Below are 17,788 nucleotides of genomic sequence, written 5' to 3' on the forward strand. Positions count from 1 at the left end.
ATGATGCTGCGCAGTATCATGGGCTAGCGTCTAACTGCAAAAATCCCTGTAGACGCTAGCCCATGCCATTCGCTCGTTTATTTTGCAGGATTTAAACTTCGTGAATGTTGGTCCATTCTCATTGTTATTTTAATAATTTTCACACAGTGCAATATTCAAGAACATCATTAAAATATAGTAATTCAAATTTTATGACTTCTGATATTTATCTATAAATAACTAAAAATACTGGCGGAAGTAGGCCGAGCGGACCCTAGTTCCGTTATCTGTGAACAAATATGCGAAAAAAGCAGGGCGGCGGACCGTGGTTCCGTTATTGGCATCAAATCGCCCCGAAAACCCGGTAAAATCCACGAATAACGGATCGTGTGTCCGCGAAACCTCCGAATGAGCCGGGTTTCGACAAAATAACGGATCGTGTGTCCGCATGGCTCACAGTTGCCCGCCTCTGCGGCAAAAAAACGTTGTCCATAGAAAATCGAAAGCCTCCGTAGGTCCGCATGCCCTCATTCCCCCGCTTAAAAAACCTTCTCTATCAAGGGCGGTCAATCAGACCCTTGAAGAGAAGGTTTTTCTCATTTTTGCTGCGTATCCATCAGCCATTTGAATTCTTTGCTTTCATACATGACAATGAGCGAGGTTTTGCCCGACTCTCCACTCGCAATCAGGTGAATGACAGTCGTGTCGGTCTCCCATTGGGAATAGAATACGGCCCGGCCTTGGGAAATATAGGCTGGCCAATCTAAAGTGCTGATCTCGCCTTCAGGCTCTTCATCATGCCACACCACGTCGGAAGCATTCTCCGAAGCCCCGAATTTGTCGGTAAAGACCGCTTTGAGCTCTTTGTAGTTTGCTACAATGTTGGCTGCGCTGGTGTTATTAACCTGATAAAGCCCGGCTGTAAGCTTGTTGTTGATAAAGTAATATAAAATGTCAGCATTTAAGGCAGCGACTTTCCCTTTGTACATAAGTGCGCTGGAGTCGCCATGAACAAGCTTGAGGCCTTCGCTTTTTTTCACTTGACCTGCCGTCATTCCCCAAGTGGCATTGCGGAAATCCTTGATTGCTGCTTCGTCTTTACTGCGGGCAGGAACTTTCACTTGTTTGCCCAACTGTACGACACGATTGTTGGGATCATACTGTACATTAAGCTTGGCTGCCTCGCTTATGAAGCGGAGCGGAACGAACGTTATGCCGTTAGTTGCCCGCGGCGCTATCGTCAGCGGTACCCTCTGGCCATTGACGTAGGCATATTTGCTGCCGATAATCAGTCTGAGCTTGAGCTTATCTTTAATTGCGGAGATGACCTTCGTCTCCGGGTCGTAGTCGACGATAAAGTCCAGCGTTTTGAATACTGGAGCGAACGGAACAAGGATACTGCCGTTTTGAATAATAGGTGGTTTTATTAATGAAATGCGTTCGCCGTTCACGTAGACATGGATCGGGATGGCTGCGGACACGATGGCAGGCGCAGCCGTGGCGACCATGAGGACCGCCATGAAGAGTAGTAGAAGCTTCTTCTTCATCTTTGCTACAATTCCTCCTATTGGATGATAAAAGCGCACTGCAATGATTATACCACAAGCTGAAAAACTGCCAATATGCCTGCAGCAGCAGTGCTTTAAAGCAAGAAGCCGCAAATTAGCATGTCACAAAAATGGATACCGGTTGTTATATAAGTATCACACGGGCAAGAGAAGGGAGGTGCGCGAGATGACCGAACAGGACCTGTTAAGGGCGATAAAGGATGGCGATACCGAGTGTTATGCTGAAATCGTGCGGCGCTATCAGCAGCAGCTGTTTGTGTACTGTTATCATCTGCTCGTACAGCGGGAGGAAGCGGAGGATGCGGTGCAGGAGGTGCTGATTAAGGCATTCGAGAAGTTGGAGCGCTACCGCTACGAGCAATCCTTTTCGGCCTGGTTGTACAAGATCGCCTACCATCATTGTATGAATGTCCTGAAAAAGCGAAAACGGTGGACGCTCATTAACGGATTGCTCAAATTCCAGAGTGAGTCAGCCGTAGAGGAAGACGGCTATAACAAGGTAGAGCGGGATGAGCTTAAGCGAATGCACGACAAAGCCTTGCAGCGGCTAACGCCATTGGAGCGGTCATTGATCGTTCTTCGCGTTATAGAAGAGAGGCCGTATGAGGAGATCAGCGCAATTCTGAACAGCAGCTGTCCAGCCTTGCGCAAAAAGGTAGAGCGAACGAAAACGAAGCTGCGCACAATATGGAATGAATTGGAGGGGCAATCCTATGAAAGAAAAACAAGCATTTCCTCAACAGCCGAGTATCCCTTTATTCGAACATGATCTTCCGGCAATCGATGTTACAGCGCGTGTAATGAGCGCGGTGCGGGAGCGGGCGGCACGCTCCACGCGGGCGCGGGCACTTCGCGGCAAGCCGGCCTATATCATCGGTCTGGCCGCTGTGTTTATCGTTGTTAGCGGCTTTGGCTATGCGACATTGTCTTGGAAGCTGCAGCGGGAGGATGGCCGTGTCGTGATGGATTACCGGCAGTTTGAGCCGGGCGATGAGCCGGTCAGCAGCCGGGAGGATTTTGCCGAGAAGCAGGCGCTGCTGCCGGAGGGGACTGCCGCATTTTTCTATGAAAAGCCATCGCAGGCCGGAGAAGCGGGGCGGTACTTTTCGATCGACAATCCCGCCATGTTTGATTCCGCTGCTCAATTGCGGCAGGAAAGTGCGCTTCCTGTTCGTGTTCCTGATCAGCTTGGAGACGGCTTCCAATTTGCTGAAGGCAACTTCATAAGCGGCCATAGCCATCCGGATGAGGGATTGATGGAGCAGTTGAAGGCGGAGGCGGAGCGTTCACAGGAAAGCTTCGCGTATGCTCCGATCGATATTGGCGACCGGGTAGGGTTGTCGCTGCTCTATAAAGGAACGGCCGGCGGTGAAATCCGGGTATTCGCCGATGCAGAGGGAGAACGCTGGCGCACCGTATTTACCGACCTTAAAGAGAAGCATGTAAGCGAGGCCAAGGTCCGCGGCATGGAGGCGCTGCTCATTGCCAATCAGATGACAGGCGAGCTGGAAGTGATGTGGATCGACGGTGAGGGGGAGCGCGCGGTCTTTTATAAGGTAAGTACGGAAACGCCGCAATTTGTCAGTTCCGGGCAATTGTTAGCCGCGGCAGAGGAGTTCGTCAGCCAATAAAATAAAACACGCCAAAGCCGGCAACATAACAGCGCCCTTCAGGATTGTTATGCATATGTGATGCGTACAATTCCGAAGGGCGCTTCCCTGTGTTATTTGCTATTTTTTCTTTTCCATTGCTGCTTTAAGCAGATCGCCAAGATTGGAGCCGATAGACTCCTGTTTTTTGCTGTACTGCTGTACGAGGCGCTGCTGCTCGCGCTTGTTCATATGCTTGCTGTCTTTGTTGACCGTTTCGGTAATTCCGCATGGCAAGCACTGTACGTAGAGCCCTGCTTTGCCTTCCTTCAACTCCATTTTTTTATGGCAGGTCGGGCAGCGGCGGTTGCTTAGCCGTTTGTCGCCGGAGCTGCGATAGCCGCAATCTTCGCTCGGGCAGACAAGCATCAGGCCGCGCTTGGACTTTTTCTCAAGCAGCCGGGTGCCGCAGTCCGGACAATGGCGATTCGAGACATTATGCGGCTTATAAGTGGCGTCGCTCTTTTTGACACCTGATACAAGGCTTTGCGCCATCTCGCGAATTCCTTTCAGGAACGGTTCGGGCTTGCCTTGTCCGCGGGCAATCCGCTCCAGCTCCGCCTCCCAGCGCGCCGTCAGCTCTGGCGTGCGCAGATCGGCCGGCGCCAGCTCGATCAGCTGCTTGCCCTTGCCTGTCGGATGCAGCGTATTGGCTTGCCGCTCAATCGTATCGGAGCTGACGAGCTTCTCAATAATATCGGCGCGCGTGGCCGGTGTCCCCAGCCCGTGCTTTTCCATCTGAGTGAGCAGCGCAGCTTCGGTGTAGCGTTTGGGCGGCGACGTGCGGCCACTTTGCAAGCGGCACTGCTTCACAGCAACAGCTTCGCCCTCGCGCAGCTCGGGAAGCGTGACGGAGCGTTCGTCCTGCTCGTCCTCGCCGTCTTCATCATCGAGAGCCTGGTTGTCGTAGACAGCCCGCCAGCCGCTATCCTTCATCGTTGTCCCTTTGGCATGAAGCGTCTCGCCGTCGATGCTGATCGCGACACTGACCTGATCGAAGCGCGCCGGACCGTAAAACAGACTGAGAAATCTTCTGACGATCAGATCATACAGCCGTCTTTCCTCTGTGCTTAGCGCATTCAGCAGAACGGTTTGCTCTGTAGGAATAATGGCATGGTGATCGGTAACTTTGCTGTCGTCGACGACCCGTTTGCCAGGACGCAGCGGACTGCGCAGCAATGGCCGGGCCAGCGCAGCGTAAGGACCGACGGCAACACTGGATAGCCGTTCTTTTAACGTGTCCACCATATCGGATGTCAAATAGCGCGAGTCTGTCCGCGGGTAAGTGACCAGCTTATGCTGCTCGTAGAGCCGCTGCAGCACATTGGACGTTTGCTTGGCCGAGAAGCCGAGCAGACGGTTCGCATCCCGCTGCAATTCGGTCAAATCGTAGGCCAGCGGATGAGGGACGGTTTTCTCGCTTTTTTTGAGCGAGGTAATTTTTCCGTTTTTGCCGGTAAGCTTTGCCTGCAAGCTCTTCGCTTTCTCGGCGTCAAAAATTCGCGCATCCCCGTTTGCTCCCCGCCATGTCGCCTCGAAAGAATCAGTATCGATGCGCAAGGTGAAATATTCCTCGGACCGGAACGATAAAATTTCCGTCTCCCGCTGCATAATCATGCCTAGCGTCGGCGTTTGCACGCGCCCTGCTGAAAGCGGGGAGCCGAATTTGCAGGTTAGCGCCCGCGTTACATTAAGCCCGATCATCCAGTCTGCCTCGGCGCGGCAGCGGGCCGAGTGATAGAGCCGCTCGAACTGGCTGCCCGGCTTCAATGCGGCGAAGCCTTCTTTAATCGCCTTGTCCGTCTGCGAGGAAATCCACAGCCGCTGGAACGGCTTTTTCCAATTGGCCATGTCGATAATCCAGCGGGCGAGCAGCTCGCCTTCGCGCGCGGCATCGGTAGCGACGATGAGCGAGGTGATGTCCGGGCGGCGCATCAGCTGCTGTACAGCCTTGAATTGATGGCTGCTTTCCCGCAGTACCTTCAGCTTTGTCTTATCCGGCAGAATGGGCAGATCCTCGAGCTCCCAAGTGCTGAATTTACGATCATAGTCCTCCGGCTCCGCCAGTCCGACCAGATGGCCCAGCGCCCAGGTCACGACATATTTAGGGCCTTCAATAAAGCTTTTATGCTTATCGCGGCTGCCCATCACACGAGCGATTTCTCGTGCTACGGACGGTTTTTCCGCCAGTATGAGAGTTTTCATGCGTTCTGTAGTCGACTCCTTTCATTGCTATTGATTATACCATAATCCGGCCATATCCAAACTTTTCATATCGGCGCACCGTAATACTAGTGTAGACATTCAGTGGGGTGAGATAAAGAGGAAAGGAGAATGATAGCTTTGCTGCGTATACAAGATTTGTCCCATTCCTTCCAGAACGGCACAGAAACGACGCCCGTGCTCCATAATATCAGCTTCGAGGTCAAGGAAGGGGAAATCATTGCGCTGCTCGGCAGCTCCGGTTCAGGGAAATCGACGCTGCTTAATTTGATGGCAGGGCTGATGAAGCCGACAGCAGGAAGCATTTACATAGCCGGTCACAATATCGTGACGATGAATGAAAACCGGCTGGCCGAGTTTCGGCGCAAACATATCGGCTTTATTTTTCAGGCGTATGAGCTGATCGCCAATTTGACCGTACGGGAAAATGTGGAGCTGCCGCTAGTCTTTCAATCGGTACACCCGTCGATCCGCAAGAAAAAAGCGCTGGAGCTGCTGGAACAGGTCGGCATCCCGGAGAAGGCGGAGCTCTTTCCCTCTCAGCTGTCCGGCGGCCAGCAGCAGCGCGTCAGTATTGCGCGATCTTTAATCACCGAGCCTTCTGTCATTTTTGCGGACGAGCCGACAGGCAATCTGGATACGAAGACGGAAGAGGAGATCATTGCCATTTTAAAGCGACTGAACAGCGCGATGAAGACGACCTTTATTATTGTAACGCATGAGCGGGAGGTTGCAGAGCAGACGCAGCATATCATCTCGCTGCGCGACGGCTTTTTGATCAATGAGCGCATGGCGGATGAGAGTGTACCTGCGGCAGGGGGGGATTCAGGATGAGAGTGCGCGACATTACGCGGCTGTCATGGGACCAGGTTCGCAGACGGAAAGTAGTGACGGCTTTGTGCGCGGCTGGCTTGTCGATCGGCTGCGCGGCTATTATTTTGGCGATGAGCATCGGGGAGTCGGCGCAAAATTATATTGAGCAAGAGATGAACAGCTTTTTTAAAATGGACGAAATCACCGTCTCGGCCGATCGCGGAGTTGCCCAAAATAGCAGCGGAGGTTCTGGTGAGGAAGAGGAGCTGTTGAAGCGCGGCCAGCTGACCGAGCAGAAGCTCAAGGTCATCAGAAACCTCCCGCATGTGGTAGCGGCGGCCCCGTTCCAGCAGCTGGACTACCTGGGAGCAATCACGACGGATGACCGCAGGAGCCATATTGAGGTGGTCGGAACAGATATGGAGACGCTGGAAAAATTCGATCATCAGTTTATGCAGGGGGCGGTGGCCGATTTGCCGGGCACCATTGTCCTGAGCTATGGGGCGACATTCGGCTTCGTCGATGAGGAGACGCGCAGCAAGCTATTGGAGCAATTGCGGCGCAATCCCTATGACGAGCAGCTGCAGGAGCAATACGACAAAATGATGCGGCTGCCGGCGCCGCTGTTCCAGCGCCAAATCCAGTTTAATAGCTTCGCTTCGGACGGAAAGCAAAAGACCAGCTCTCCTCTGCGGGTGAGCGGCATATTGAAAAAGCCTGCCGGCGCCAATGAAAGAACGGTCATCTATGACAAGAAGGCTTACATCTCCATAGAGACGGCCGGAATGCTCAGGCGGGAGCTCGGTTTGAGCCGGGGGGAGCCGGAAGAGGAAACGTACAGCTCCGTACTCGTCAAGGTAGATGATCAAGCGCATGTCGAAGAGGTTGAGCGGCAAATTAAAAAGCTGACCCTGGCGACGCAGACCAATCTGCAGCAAAAGGAACGGCTGGCCGAGCAGTTCAGCATTTTCAAGGCAGTTGCTTTAGGCGGGGGGATCTTTATTCTGATTATCGCCTCGATTTCCATTGTAGTAGCGATGACGATGTCGACCTACCAGCGCAGAAGGCAGATCGGCATTATGAAGGTGCTCGGCGCCAACCTGCGGCAAATTCGCAATATGTTTATTGTGGAGGCGGCGCTGCTTGGCTTCCTTGGCGGTCTGCTTGGCGTACTGTTCTCCTATTGGATCGTGTGGGGCATCAATGCGCTGATCCATATGATGGCCGGCGGCGACAGTCAGGATGCAGTCATTATATTTATACCATATATAGCGATTCCGGTCGGGATGGGCTTTGCTATTTTGACAGGCGTAATATCGGGCATTTATCCGGCAGTAAGCGCGTCGCGCACCGATGCGCTGACCGCAATCCGCCGGGATTAGTAAACGGCCGGCATATGTAACGAGAAAAGGGGTGGCACGAATTAATGAAGAAAAAAATAAAGTGGATCGTAATCGGTGTAATCCTCATTGCGATCAGCTATGTTTTATATACAATTTCGCAGCCGAAAAAGCCGATGGAGCAAGCTGTCGGTACACAGGCGATCTCTTTTGATGTGACGGAGGAGTCGCTGGTCAATACAGTTGAAGTTAAAGGGAAGTCGCTGTATGAGCAGGAGGTCCCGGTCTATGCCCCGTTCAGCTCCAAGGTCAAAGAATGGAAGGCCGAGGACGGGCAGCAGGTGAAAAAAGGGGACGTGCTGTTCACGCTTGATCAGACGCATCTGCAAAATGAAATCGAACAGGAAGAAGCTTCGATGCGGAAAGCGAAGCTGGAGACAGAGCTGCAAACCTATATGTCGCAGCTTGGCGACAGCGATTTGACGTTGGAAGCGACAGAGGCGGACCGCAAACGCACACTGGTCAACAAGGAGATTGCTCGGTTGAACCGGGAGCTCGGCGATGTGACGGCATCGCTGCAGCGCAAATCGCTTGACCAGAAAAAAGCACTGCTGGGCAAAGCGCAATATTATGCCCCGGCGTCCGGCATATTCCTGTATGACACCACTGCCGCGAAACGCCCGCAAGCTGTAGGGGACGACCAGTATATCGGCAAAATTGTCGATTTGAGCAAGCTGCAATTCATCGCTCTGGTCGGCGAGCAGGACGTCTTTCACATTAAACCGGGCATGTCTGTGCAGGTGAAGATGAATGCGATGAAGGAGGTTCAGCTGGCAGGCAAGGTGCTGCGGGTGTCCAAGTTCGCCAAAACGGGCACGGATCAAAACAGCATGGAACAGGCCGCGCAGTTTGAGGTGACGATTACGCTGGAATCGAATGAATATTTGATTGCCGGACTGACATTGAATGGACAGATCGAGACGGAGCGCCGCGACAAAGTAACGGTTGTGCCGACAATCGCAGTCATGCGGGATAAGGATGCCTACTATGTCATGCTCGATAAAGGCAATGGTCAGTATGAGCGGAAGGACATTAAAGTGGGGATGGAAACGTCGGAGAAGACGGAAGTGCTGGAAGGGCTGAAGCCGGGCGATAAAGTTGTGATTGAATAAGTGTGTAATGCGATTGCGTCATATGCTGCGAACAAAGGGCTGCCCAAACATAGGGCAGCCCTAAAAGCTATTTCATATAAAGCAAGACCGGGCAATGATCGCTTCCCAGCACATCACAATCGATTTCGGCATCGACAAGCTCGGGGGCCAGCCGGGACGAGGCCAGAAAATAATCGATGCGCCATCCGATATTGCGCTCCCGGACTTTGGCCATATAAGACCACCAGGAGTAGACATCCGTTTTGTCCGGATAGAAATGGCGGAACGTATCCATAAAGCCGCTCGCCTGCAGCCGGGTCATTTTTTCTCGCTCTTCATCTGTAAAGCCGGAGTTGCCGCGGTTGGACTTGGCATTTTTCAAATCGATCTCCTGATGGGCGACATTCATGTCGCCGCATACGATGAGCGGCTTGACAGCGTCCAGCTTTTGCAAATAGCGGAGGAAGCGGTCCTCCCAATCCAGCCTGTAATCGAGCCGCGACAAATCGCGCCGCGCATTGGGCGTATAGACATTAACCAGGTAAAAGGCGTCAAATTCAAGGGTAATGACTCGCCCTTCCTCATCCTCCTCGCCATCCAAGCCGTATTGCACAGACAAAGGTTGTAATTTAGAAAAAATGGCTGTGCCGGAATACCCCTTCTTCATGGCGTAATTCCAATATTGAACATACCTATCCCCCAAATCCAGCTCAATCTGTCCGGCTTGCAGCTTGGTTTCTTGAAGGCAAAAAATATCGGCATCTGCTTGCTGAAAGTAATCCATAAATCCTTTATTCACACATGCTCTCAAACCGTTGACGTTCCAGGATATTAGTTTCATCTGCTGCTGCTCTCCTCGTTATGCTGAAGCTGTCTTTCCCGCCCTACTTTCATTACGGCTTAGCCGCTAAAGCAGGCGGTCCCATATACCGATGGTAGCAGTTAAATCCAGGAAGTACAACGCTAGAAAAGAAAAAAGTGTTCCATAGCAGATACAAGAGGGGAACTTCAGGTATATTGACAGTTCCGTTTATGATGTATATGATGTGTATTAATAAGATACACAGTTGGGACGTGGAAAAGCAAACATGAAAATAGTAATTTCGGGCAGCTCGGATTTGCCGCTCTACCAGCAGGTAAAGGAGCAAATCAAGGATGCGATTTTGTATGGCGAGCTGGAGGAGGGGGAATTACTACCTTCAATACGTGCCCTCGCGAATGATCTGCGTGTCAGTGTGCTGACTACCCGCCGTGTATATGACGAGCTCGAAGCTGAGGGGTTGGTGACGACTAAAGCGGGCAAAGGAACATTCGTCGCCAAAGAAAATCTGGAGCTGCTGCTGGAGTCGAAGCGGCATGCGGTGGAGGCCAAGCTGATGGAGGCTTGGAAGTCAGCGCGTGCGCTGGGGATCGGCAAGGATGAGCTGTTCAAAATGATGGAATTGCTTTTTGAGGAGGATGACGATAATGAGTCTGGTGCTTGAAGTGAAAGGGTTGCGTAAAAAGCTCGGAAGCTTTCAGCTGCAGGATATCAGCTTTGCGATTCCGGAAGGCTGCATTACCGGCTTTATCGGGGCAAACGGTGCCGGCAAGACATCGACTATTAAGGCGATCCTCGGCTTGCTTCCGTTCGATGACGGCCGTATAGAGGTGTTCGGGCAAGCGATGAAAGGAAATGAAATAGCGATAAAGAACCGGATCGGTGTTGTGCTGGATGAAGGTTATTTTTATGAGGATCTGACGTTAAAGGAAATGAAAAGCATCGTTGCTCCGGCTTACTCCCGCTGGGACGAGCAAGCATTTCAGCGCTATATGGAGCGGTTCGGCCTCTTCCTGCAGCAGAAAATATCAACGCTCTCCAAAGGAATGCGGATGAAATATGCGCTGGCGCTGGCTCTTTCACATCATGCAGAGCTGTTAATTATGGATGAGCCGACCAGCGGGCTCGATCCGCTGGTACGCAAAGAGCTGATGGATATGCTGCTGGAATTTATGGCCGATGGCGGCAAGGGCGTCTTTTTTTCATCCCATATTACGTCGGATTTGGAGCGTACAGCAGATATGCTCATTATTGTCGATCAAGGAAAAGTCATTTTGCATGAAGGCAAGGATGAGCTGCTGGACCGTCACGGATTAGTACAAGGCGAGCGGGCCGCGCTGAATGAGGGGACACGTTCATTATTTTTGACATTGCATGAAACGAATTACAGCTTTACAGGCCTCACCAGCGACAAGCCGGCCGTGCGAAAGCAAATGCCGGGGGCGGTTATCGAGCGGCCGACAATTGAAGATATTATGCTTGGATATGTGAGGAGGTAGAGAAGATGCTCCTTAATCTCATACGCAAAGATTTTTTGTTAATTAAAAAATATATCCCGATCATGTTCATTATTGCCGTCGTCGTTCCATTTTATTTGAACACAAGGGCGGCAGGAACATTTATGGAGGGCAGCTTTTTCAATTTTTTCCTGACTACGCTATATATCCAGTATTTGATGTTCAATTCGGTATCGCTGGCGGAATATAAAAATAAGGGAAACGCCCTGCTATGCGCGCTCCCGTATACAAGAAAGGCGTTCATCACGTCGAAGTATTGCTTTTTGCTTATTATTTTTATAGGCTGCCTGCTTATTTACAGTGCGGTCACCTTGTTGGTATTGGGGCAAACGGCGATGTTGAGCATAGCGCAGATCGTCCTGTCTTTTTCCTTGCTGTCATTTGTGTTTAGTCTGCTTATTCCCGCGCAAATTCATTTTGGTTATGAAAAATCAAAATTTATATTTGCCGTCTTTATTGTCGCTACGCCGTTCGTCATGCCGCAGATCATTAAGCTGCTTCAGCAAAATAATGCCTCAATGCCAGCCGCTGCGTCCGGGCTGCAGTCATTTGATGTACTTATGCTAGTGGCCGCATTGGTTGCTTTAATCGTATCGCACCAAGTATCCAATCGGTTTTACGGGATGAAAAGCTTGTAGCGAGGGCGTATACTGGACCGGTTCAGGGTATCTTGGCCATTAAGCTTGCAATAAGCGGGCTGCCGGTAGCAGGGACTTTCTATCCAGGAAAAATTTTTAAAGAGCGGGCCCCACGGTCATTTTGACCTTGGAGCCCGCTCTTTGGTGGACATCTGTAAATGCGGTCGAAGTGGGGCTGCACGCGGACCCTGGTTCCGTTATGTGTGAACAAAATAGCTAAAACGGCTGGCTCGCGGACCGTAGATCCGTTATTGGCCTCAAAACGCCGTAAAAACCAGGCGAAATCCATAAATAACGGATCGTCTGTCTGCGGAACCTCCGAATTACCGTTTTTTGACCAAATAACGGATCGTATGTCCTCCTGACTAGATCTGCAGCCTCCGATGGGGCCAAATTGTTGTGCAAAATACAACATTTCAACTGGGACTTCACCGAATTTTAGGGAAATGGTGTATGTTCTGCAACAATCATCCCCTCTTGGCCAGCCATGAGGGGGAGATTATTGCATTTCGTACAACAATTCGAACCGTGGTTCGCTTTCGGGAGTGATTTGTTGTATGAACTACAACATTCTTTCCAGTAAGCGATAGACCATAATGCAGGCTTGCTCGACAGTTGTACTGCTTTTTGGTTTGAATAAATTATCGGCATCGCCCTGCACGACGGATAGCGCGCGAAGCGTTTCGACAGCGCCCGTCGCCCATGAGGATATTTTACCAGCATCGGCAAAGGCAGCCTTTTCGGACGCATGCTCAGGTTTGAAATCCGGTTTGCCCTTTTGGAGCGCGCGATTGAGCATGACGGCAATTTCTTCGCGGGAGATCGGCTGCTTCGGGGCAAAGCGCTGGCTCGAAACGCCGTTCACGATCCCGAGGCTGTACGCTTTCAGCACTTCAGGATTAGCGGTATCGGCAAAAGGGTTGTCAGCCGCCTCCGGCAAAGCCTTGCCGGTCAAAGCTTCATAAAATTTCACGACAACGGCGCTAAATTGCTCGCGGGTAATCGCTTGGCGGAAATCCAGTTTGCTGACAGGGGACACCAGTCCATTTTTATCGGCGTTTTCCAGCTCGGCAAGCGCCCAGGTGCTTGCGTTTTTATAAGGGCTGGCTTCAGGCTTCTCCAGAACAACCTCCAAGCCGCCGTTATTTCCAGTTCCGCCTGTTGTACCCGTGCCGGTCTGCCGGTCTTTCTTCTCATCCAGATTGAAGAAATGGGTCGTATACTCGATTGAAGCATCCTGCCCATCCTTGGACTGCAAGCCGGTGATGGTGATTTTGATTTCATCGCCAGCTTTGAAGGAGAGTCCCTCCGGCTTGAAAGAAATAAATGGCGCGTTGCCGTTTGGATGGCGCTGCTCGCTGAAGAGGATCATTCCGTTATCGCTGGAATAGGAGCCGGTTTCGTAGAGCCGCCACTTTTTCTTTTGTCCTTTGCTTACAACTTCAATGCGAAACGTCTCCGGATCGATCGGTGCAAAGCGCTCCGGATTGAGCTGCACCGAGATCATCTCGAAGCCCGACATTTCCATCGGGAAGTTGCCGGCTGCTGGCCAGGCAATATAGTCGGGTGTTTCCATCTGTTGCGGAAACGGTATGCTCAGCCGCATAACGGTATATTTGCTTGTCATGCCGAAGCCGACCGCTTGCAGGTCCGGCATCAAAATAGCCCGCCTATGTCCAAGGCTGTACCGGTTGTTGTCCCCGCGATCATCCATGAAGGAGATGACTGCTCCGGCAGGATCGTAGCCGTAGTGCAAATTTTCATAAGCGTTCAGCTTCGCCGTTTGGTAGAAACTATCCTCCATATCTGCAGGCTTGGCCGGGTTATGCGGATCTTTGCTGTTGTAAGTCTTCTCCAGAACAACAACTTTATGCTGCGCGGCCTGCGATAAGGAAGGGTCGAGCGTGATGTTCTCGGAAAGCCCTGTCAAATAGCGCATAAATTTGGTTGCATTCAATGCGTCCTGCAGCACTTGCTCCTTTAATGCGCCGGCTTCGTAGGGACTTTTCAAAACAGGCATCTGCACATAAGGACTTTCCTTATCGTAGTTGAACACGGGAGCATATTGGCTCCATTTTTGCTTAATTGCTGCGATGCTATCCGGACTGACAGTGTTTTGCAGCGCGGGGTCGCCATTTTTCAGCGTTGTCATCGTCGCTTCCTGTGGCCGCGGATTCAGTTCTTCGCTAGCCCGCACGCCCAAATAATAGGAATAATTGTCATTCGTGTAGATAAAGACATTGACGGAATTGACAGCGAGCGGCTCTGTCACAAGTTTAAAATATCCTTTACTATCGGCTTGAACCTGATAATCTTTGGAGAAACTCACTTTGCCGCGGGGGCCTTGAACCATAATGCGCATCGATTGCCCGGCGTTTTTCTCTGAGGTGCCCTCTACGGTTACTGTCCGGTCGTCATGGTAGACAGCCTTGAACGTGTTATTGACATACTCCGTGGAAACCCCTTCGGCGGATGCGGCTTGAACCAGCAAAAATAGGGAAGCGAGCATTGTTAAAATAATGGCACTTCTACGCATAATGCACTCCTTATTAGTCGTTATGTAGTAGTCAATAGGAACTATTCTACTCTATTAATCGGCAAAATACGACAAGTTTTTAGCGCCTTATCGGTAACGGCTAGGCTGTTTCTGCTTTATCCACAAGAAATGGTGGACAACTTGTTTATAACATGTGGGCAATGAGGATGGAATGTGGATAACTATGCCGGTTGTTGTGGATTTACATAATCTTAACATTACAAAATTGTAAGGCGTGGTAAGGTAAAAGCATAGCTGCACGGCCTACTTTTTTGTATACTTAGCAAGGGTATGCAGGTTGTTAACAGCTGCAGCTGTTGCATGACATTTTGCAGCAATCTACTAGTGGAGAGGAAGAACAGGCAGCCATGGAATTTATTGATTATTTAAAGGCTCTTATTCTCGGCTTGGTTGAAGGACTTACAGAGTATGCACCTGTGTCATCTACAGGTCACATGATCATCGTCGACGATATGTGGCTGCAATCAGAGCAATTCCTGACCAAATATGTCGCAAATACGTTCAAAGTTGTTGTGCAATTGGGCTCCATACTGGCAGTCGTCATTTTGTTCCGCCACCGGTTTATCGATTTGCTGGGCTTGAACCGTTTTCGCCGCACACAGTCTGGCGATGGAGCAAGCGGCGCGCCACAAACTGCCGGTCGCCTCAAGCTGATGCAAGTCATCGTCGGCATGATACCGGCGGGGGTATTCGGACTGTTATTCAAGGATCAGATTGACGATTATTTATTTTCAACGAACACTGTACTTATCGGACTAGTGGCTGGCGCGGTTCTGATGGTTGCCGCCGATCTTTTCCGCCCTAAAAAGCAGATCGTGGAATCGGTAGATCAGATGACATATAAGCAGGCAATAGGCGTAGGCCTGTTTCAATGCCTTTCCTTGTGGCCGGGGTTTTCGCGGTCGGGGTCAACGATATCAGGCGGGGTGCTGCTGGGGATGAGCCACCGCGCGGCGGCCGATTTCACTTTTATTATGGCAGTACCCGTCATGGCAGGTGCGAGCGGGCTGTCACTGCTTAAAAACTGGCAGTATATTACCGCAGATACCCTTCCATTTTTCATAGTCGGTTTCATTAGCGCCTTTGTCTTTGCCATGATTTCGATCAAATTTTTCTTGAAGCTGATCAACCGGGTAAAGCTTGTCCCATTTGCGGTCTATCGCATTCTTTTAGCAGTAGTCGTATATATTGTCTATTTCTAGCATGTTAATAAAACCGGATTCAGATGCAGAGTGACGCATCGCGAATCCGGTTTTTTGTGGATAACTTGTGCATAAAATGTGGATATGTTTATTGTTTGTCCCGATATTGACTGGGCGTCATGCCGGTCGCTTTTTTGAAAACAGTGAAGAAATGGCTTTTCGTCTGAAAGCCTGCCCGCATCCCGACGTCTGTAACCGGCCAATCCGTTGAGATCAGCAGCTCCTTCACCTTGGCAATCCGCTCCTGCAAAATATAATCGGACAGCGTCTGGTCGAACGTTTCCTTAAAGAGCTGCCGTACATGCCTTGTGGATAAAGAGACATGCTCGGCGATATCCTCAATGGTGAGCATCGGGTCATGCAGGTTTTGCTTGGCGTACTCCACGATTTCGGCGACAATCTCCTCACGCCGGCTGGAGCTTTTCCGGTTGCTCAATTCATGAATAATGCCATGCAGTTCATTTTCCAGCCATTCACGTACGCCGAATAAAGTATCAAACGACTCCAGCACATTTTCGATGTCTTCTACCGATTCGACCGAAGGCAGCTTATTGAAAGTTTTGAACAAGGTATAGAGCATCAGCAGCAGCTGAAACTTGCTTTGCGTGTAGTGCATCTCCTGCATATGGGTAAAAATGCGATCAAGCGTCTCCGTCACTTTATCCGCTCTGCTCATCCGAATCTGCTTGATCAGCTCATCCAGCAGGTCGTCGTCCAGCGGCTGAGCGCGGCGCATATAATCCTCATAATCGCGTTCAATGAATACTTTGTCCTCGCTGGCAATGAATTTAAGCATCGTCAGCTCATGAATCCGCTGGTAGACGATGCGCAGGTCATCGCTGAACAGCCGCTGGCCGCTGACAGCCACCGTCACATGAATCTGTGTCCATTGTTCAATTTGCCTTCTTGTATCCTCCAGCACCGCAACCAGCTCATCCATCCCGATCGTGTCGCCGGCGATAAACAAGACCAGATGGTCGCTGCCGAGATCGACCGCTTCCGCATGCCAGCTGCGACGGGCGACTTCCTCGGCAATATTGCCGATCGCATACTTTAACAGCCTGCGGGAAGTGAAGTTGTACCGCTTATTGAAAGCGCTGTATTCATTGATGCGGATAACACTTATATAAAGCCCTTCGTGGCCGAACAACGTTGAATGTTCATGCAAATACTGCTCTACGGGCGAGGCCAGCTTGCCTTGCAGCACCCATTGCCGCAAATATTCCGTCTTGATGACGTTCCGATGCTCGCGCATGGACGAATCCAGCTGCCCCATGCGATCCTCAAGCATTTCAATCCCGTGCCGGATCACCTTGTATTCATCCATCGCGCTGTCACGCTGCCTATTTTTCTGATGCAGCCCGAATTTGCTTTCCAATTGATTGGCCAGCTGCGTGAAAGGCTTATAGGTGCGCCGGGAATTCCAGAACAGGATGACAATAAGCAGACCGATCAGACAAGCGACGAAAATAACCATCCGCGTGCGAAACGAGACGAAATCGGCGCGAATGCCTTCCAGTTTGGCCATATGATAAATGCTCCAGCCTTGCGGCTCGATGGCCGCATACTGGACCGACCACGTTTCTCCTTCATAGGTGCGCGTGAAGCTTCCGGTTTCGTTACTTGAAAGGGTTATCAGGCCGTCATACAAATCATCGGCAGCGGGCTGTCCAAGCATCACTTGTCCGTTTTTGTCCAAAATGAAGGATTGGATCTCCGCGCCGGCATCTTCTTTGAGCAAATATTGCTGCATAAGCTTGTCATTTAACAGCAGTACGAGATAGCCGAAAGACTGCTGCCCGGAAGGAACCGACGGGATAATAAGTGCAAGCTGCTGCGTGCCGTTCAGTCTGTGGAGAAAAAAACGCAAGTATGTGCTGCGGGGCTGCCCGACCCGATCCAGCATCTCCTGATCGCCAAACTGCGAAAAAGCGAGGATGCCATACTTTAAGTCGATGACATGTTTCGTCCGCATATTGATCAAGTAGGCATTGTCGAGAAAGGGCTCGGTCGCCAAATATTTGTTGGCGGCGACGATCGCCTCCACCTGCGCTTCCTGCGATTCTGCACCGGCTGTCATCCAGGACTTGATGCTTTTGTCCGCATACATGTTCAAGCCATATGAGATGAGTTTATTGAAAATGAACTTGGCATTGTCCCGCGAATGTGCGATCTCTGTCTTGTTCACTTTATCAATTTGCTTCATCGCATAGATCGAGAACTGATGTGTCATCAGGTACACGAACGGAATGGACACCGCGATAAACAAAATACATAAACTCAGGAAAATCCGGATATACGTCTGTTTAGGAATAAACCGGCTCAACCTGC

At 50.9% G+C, this 17,788-nt stretch carries 14 protein-coding genes; 9 read left to right on the plus strand and 5 right to left on the minus strand.

Annotation, left to right across the window (positions count from 1 at the left end; genetic code table 11):
- Positions 1–575: 575 nt before the first annotated feature.
- A complete protein-coding gene (locus ACFQ0N_RS14445; protein WP_379327193.1) occupies positions 576–1,526 on the minus strand; it encodes a copper amine oxidase N-terminal domain-containing protein in 951 nt (316 codons plus the stop codon).
- A gap of 187 nt (positions 1,527–1,713) precedes the next feature.
- On the opposite strand from ACFQ0N_RS14445, the gene ACFQ0N_RS14450 reads away from it, so the two are divergent.
- Together ACFQ0N_RS14450 and ACFQ0N_RS14455 are read left to right on the plus strand one after the other, a co-directional pair.
- Positions 1,714–2,316, plus strand: coding sequence for an RNA polymerase sigma factor (locus tag ACFQ0N_RS14450; RefSeq protein WP_379327195.1), 603 nt, complete (start codon positions 1,714–1,716; stop codon positions 2,314–2,316).
- Complete coding sequence (locus ACFQ0N_RS14455; protein WP_379327197.1) at positions 2,261–3,178, plus strand: hypothetical protein; 918 nt, start codon at positions 2,261–2,263, stop codon at positions 3,176–3,178. The genes ACFQ0N_RS14450 and ACFQ0N_RS14455 overlap by 56 nt, the downstream gene beginning before the upstream one ends.
- Positions 3,179–3,277: 99 nt before the next feature.
- On the opposite strand, the gene ACFQ0N_RS14460 is transcribed toward ACFQ0N_RS14455, so the two are convergent.
- Positions 3,278–5,401: a DNA topoisomerase III gene (locus ACFQ0N_RS14460; RefSeq protein WP_379327199.1), complete on the minus strand. Its 2,124-nt coding sequence runs from the start codon at positions 5,399–5,401 to the stop codon at positions 3,278–3,280.
- Between the two features lie 138 nt (positions 5,402–5,539).
- Between ACFQ0N_RS14460 and ACFQ0N_RS14465 the strand changes: the two genes are divergently transcribed.
- Genes ACFQ0N_RS14465 through ACFQ0N_RS14475 form a run of 3 tightly spaced genes read left to right on the plus strand, consistent with a single transcriptional unit; the run spans position 5,540 to position 8,744 of the window.
- Positions 5,540–6,253, plus strand: a complete 714-nt coding sequence (locus ACFQ0N_RS14465) for an ABC transporter ATP-binding protein (protein ID WP_379327321.1) — start codon at positions 5,540–5,542, stop codon at positions 6,251–6,253.
- Positions 6,250–7,614 carry an ABC transporter permease gene (locus ACFQ0N_RS14470; RefSeq protein WP_379327201.1) on the plus strand — a complete coding sequence of 455 codons (1,365 nt, stop codon included), beginning with the start codon at positions 6,250–6,252 and terminating at the stop codon, positions 7,612–7,614. Before ACFQ0N_RS14465 ends, ACFQ0N_RS14470 begins: the two co-directional genes overlap by 4 nt.
- Before the next feature lie 44 nt (positions 7,615–7,658).
- Positions 7,659–8,744, plus strand: coding sequence for an efflux RND transporter periplasmic adaptor subunit (locus ACFQ0N_RS14475; protein ID WP_379327203.1), 1,086 nt, complete (start codon positions 7,659–7,661; stop codon positions 8,742–8,744).
- A gap of 67 nt (positions 8,745–8,811) precedes the next feature.
- Here ACFQ0N_RS14475 and ACFQ0N_RS14480 read toward each other — a convergent pair whose 3' ends face one another.
- Entirely contained in the window at positions 8,812–9,564 is a 753-nt protein-coding gene (locus ACFQ0N_RS14480; protein ID WP_379327205.1) for an exodeoxyribonuclease III, read from the minus strand.
- A 247-nt stretch (positions 9,565–9,811) separates the two neighbouring features.
- Here ACFQ0N_RS14480 and ACFQ0N_RS14485 point away from each other — a divergent pair, with 247 nt between their 5' ends.
- The 3 genes from ACFQ0N_RS14485 to ACFQ0N_RS14495 are packed head-to-tail and all read left to right on the plus strand — an operon-like array spanning position 9,812 to position 11,698.
- Complete coding sequence (locus ACFQ0N_RS14485) at positions 9,812–10,207, plus strand: GntR family transcriptional regulator (RefSeq protein WP_379327207.1); 396 nt, start codon at positions 9,812–9,814, stop codon at positions 10,205–10,207.
- The gene (locus ACFQ0N_RS14490; RefSeq protein ID WP_379327209.1) at positions 10,191–11,042 is read left to right on the plus strand and encodes an ABC transporter ATP-binding protein; all 852 of its coding nucleotides are present in this window, start codon (positions 10,191–10,193) and stop codon (positions 11,040–11,042) included. The genes ACFQ0N_RS14485 and ACFQ0N_RS14490 overlap by 17 nt, the downstream gene beginning before the upstream one ends.
- Positions 11,043–11,047: 5 nt before the next feature.
- On the plus strand, positions 11,048–11,698 hold the full coding sequence (locus ACFQ0N_RS14495; RefSeq protein ID WP_379327211.1) for an ABC-2 transporter permease: 651 nt from the start codon (positions 11,048–11,050) through the stop codon (positions 11,696–11,698).
- A 562-nt stretch (positions 11,699–12,260) separates the two neighbouring features.
- Here ACFQ0N_RS14495 and ACFQ0N_RS14500 read toward each other — a convergent pair.
- Positions 12,261–14,234: a CAP and S-layer homology domain-containing protein gene (locus ACFQ0N_RS14500; protein ID WP_379327213.1), complete on the minus strand. Its 1,974-nt coding sequence runs from the start codon at positions 14,232–14,234 to the stop codon at positions 12,261–12,263.
- A 368-nt stretch (positions 14,235–14,602) separates the two neighbouring features.
- Here ACFQ0N_RS14500 and ACFQ0N_RS14505 point away from each other — a divergent pair, with 368 nt between their 5' ends.
- On the plus strand, positions 14,603–15,457 hold the full coding sequence (locus ACFQ0N_RS14505) for an undecaprenyl-diphosphate phosphatase (protein WP_379327215.1): 855 nt from the start codon (positions 14,603–14,605) through the stop codon (positions 15,455–15,457).
- 88 nt (positions 15,458–15,545) lie between these two features.
- Here ACFQ0N_RS14505 and ACFQ0N_RS14510 read toward each other — a convergent pair whose 3' ends face one another.
- On the minus strand, positions 15,546–17,783 hold the full coding sequence (locus ACFQ0N_RS14510) for a helix-turn-helix domain-containing protein (RefSeq protein ID WP_379327217.1): 2,238 nt from the start codon (positions 17,781–17,783) through the stop codon (positions 15,546–15,548).
- Positions 17,784–17,788: the final 5 nt, after the last annotated feature.

Origin of the sequence: Paenibacillus sp. GCM10027626, from assembly GCF_042676285.1 — a bacterium.
Lineage (GTDB): Bacteria > Bacillota > Bacilli > Paenibacillales > Paenibacillaceae > Paenibacillus_Z.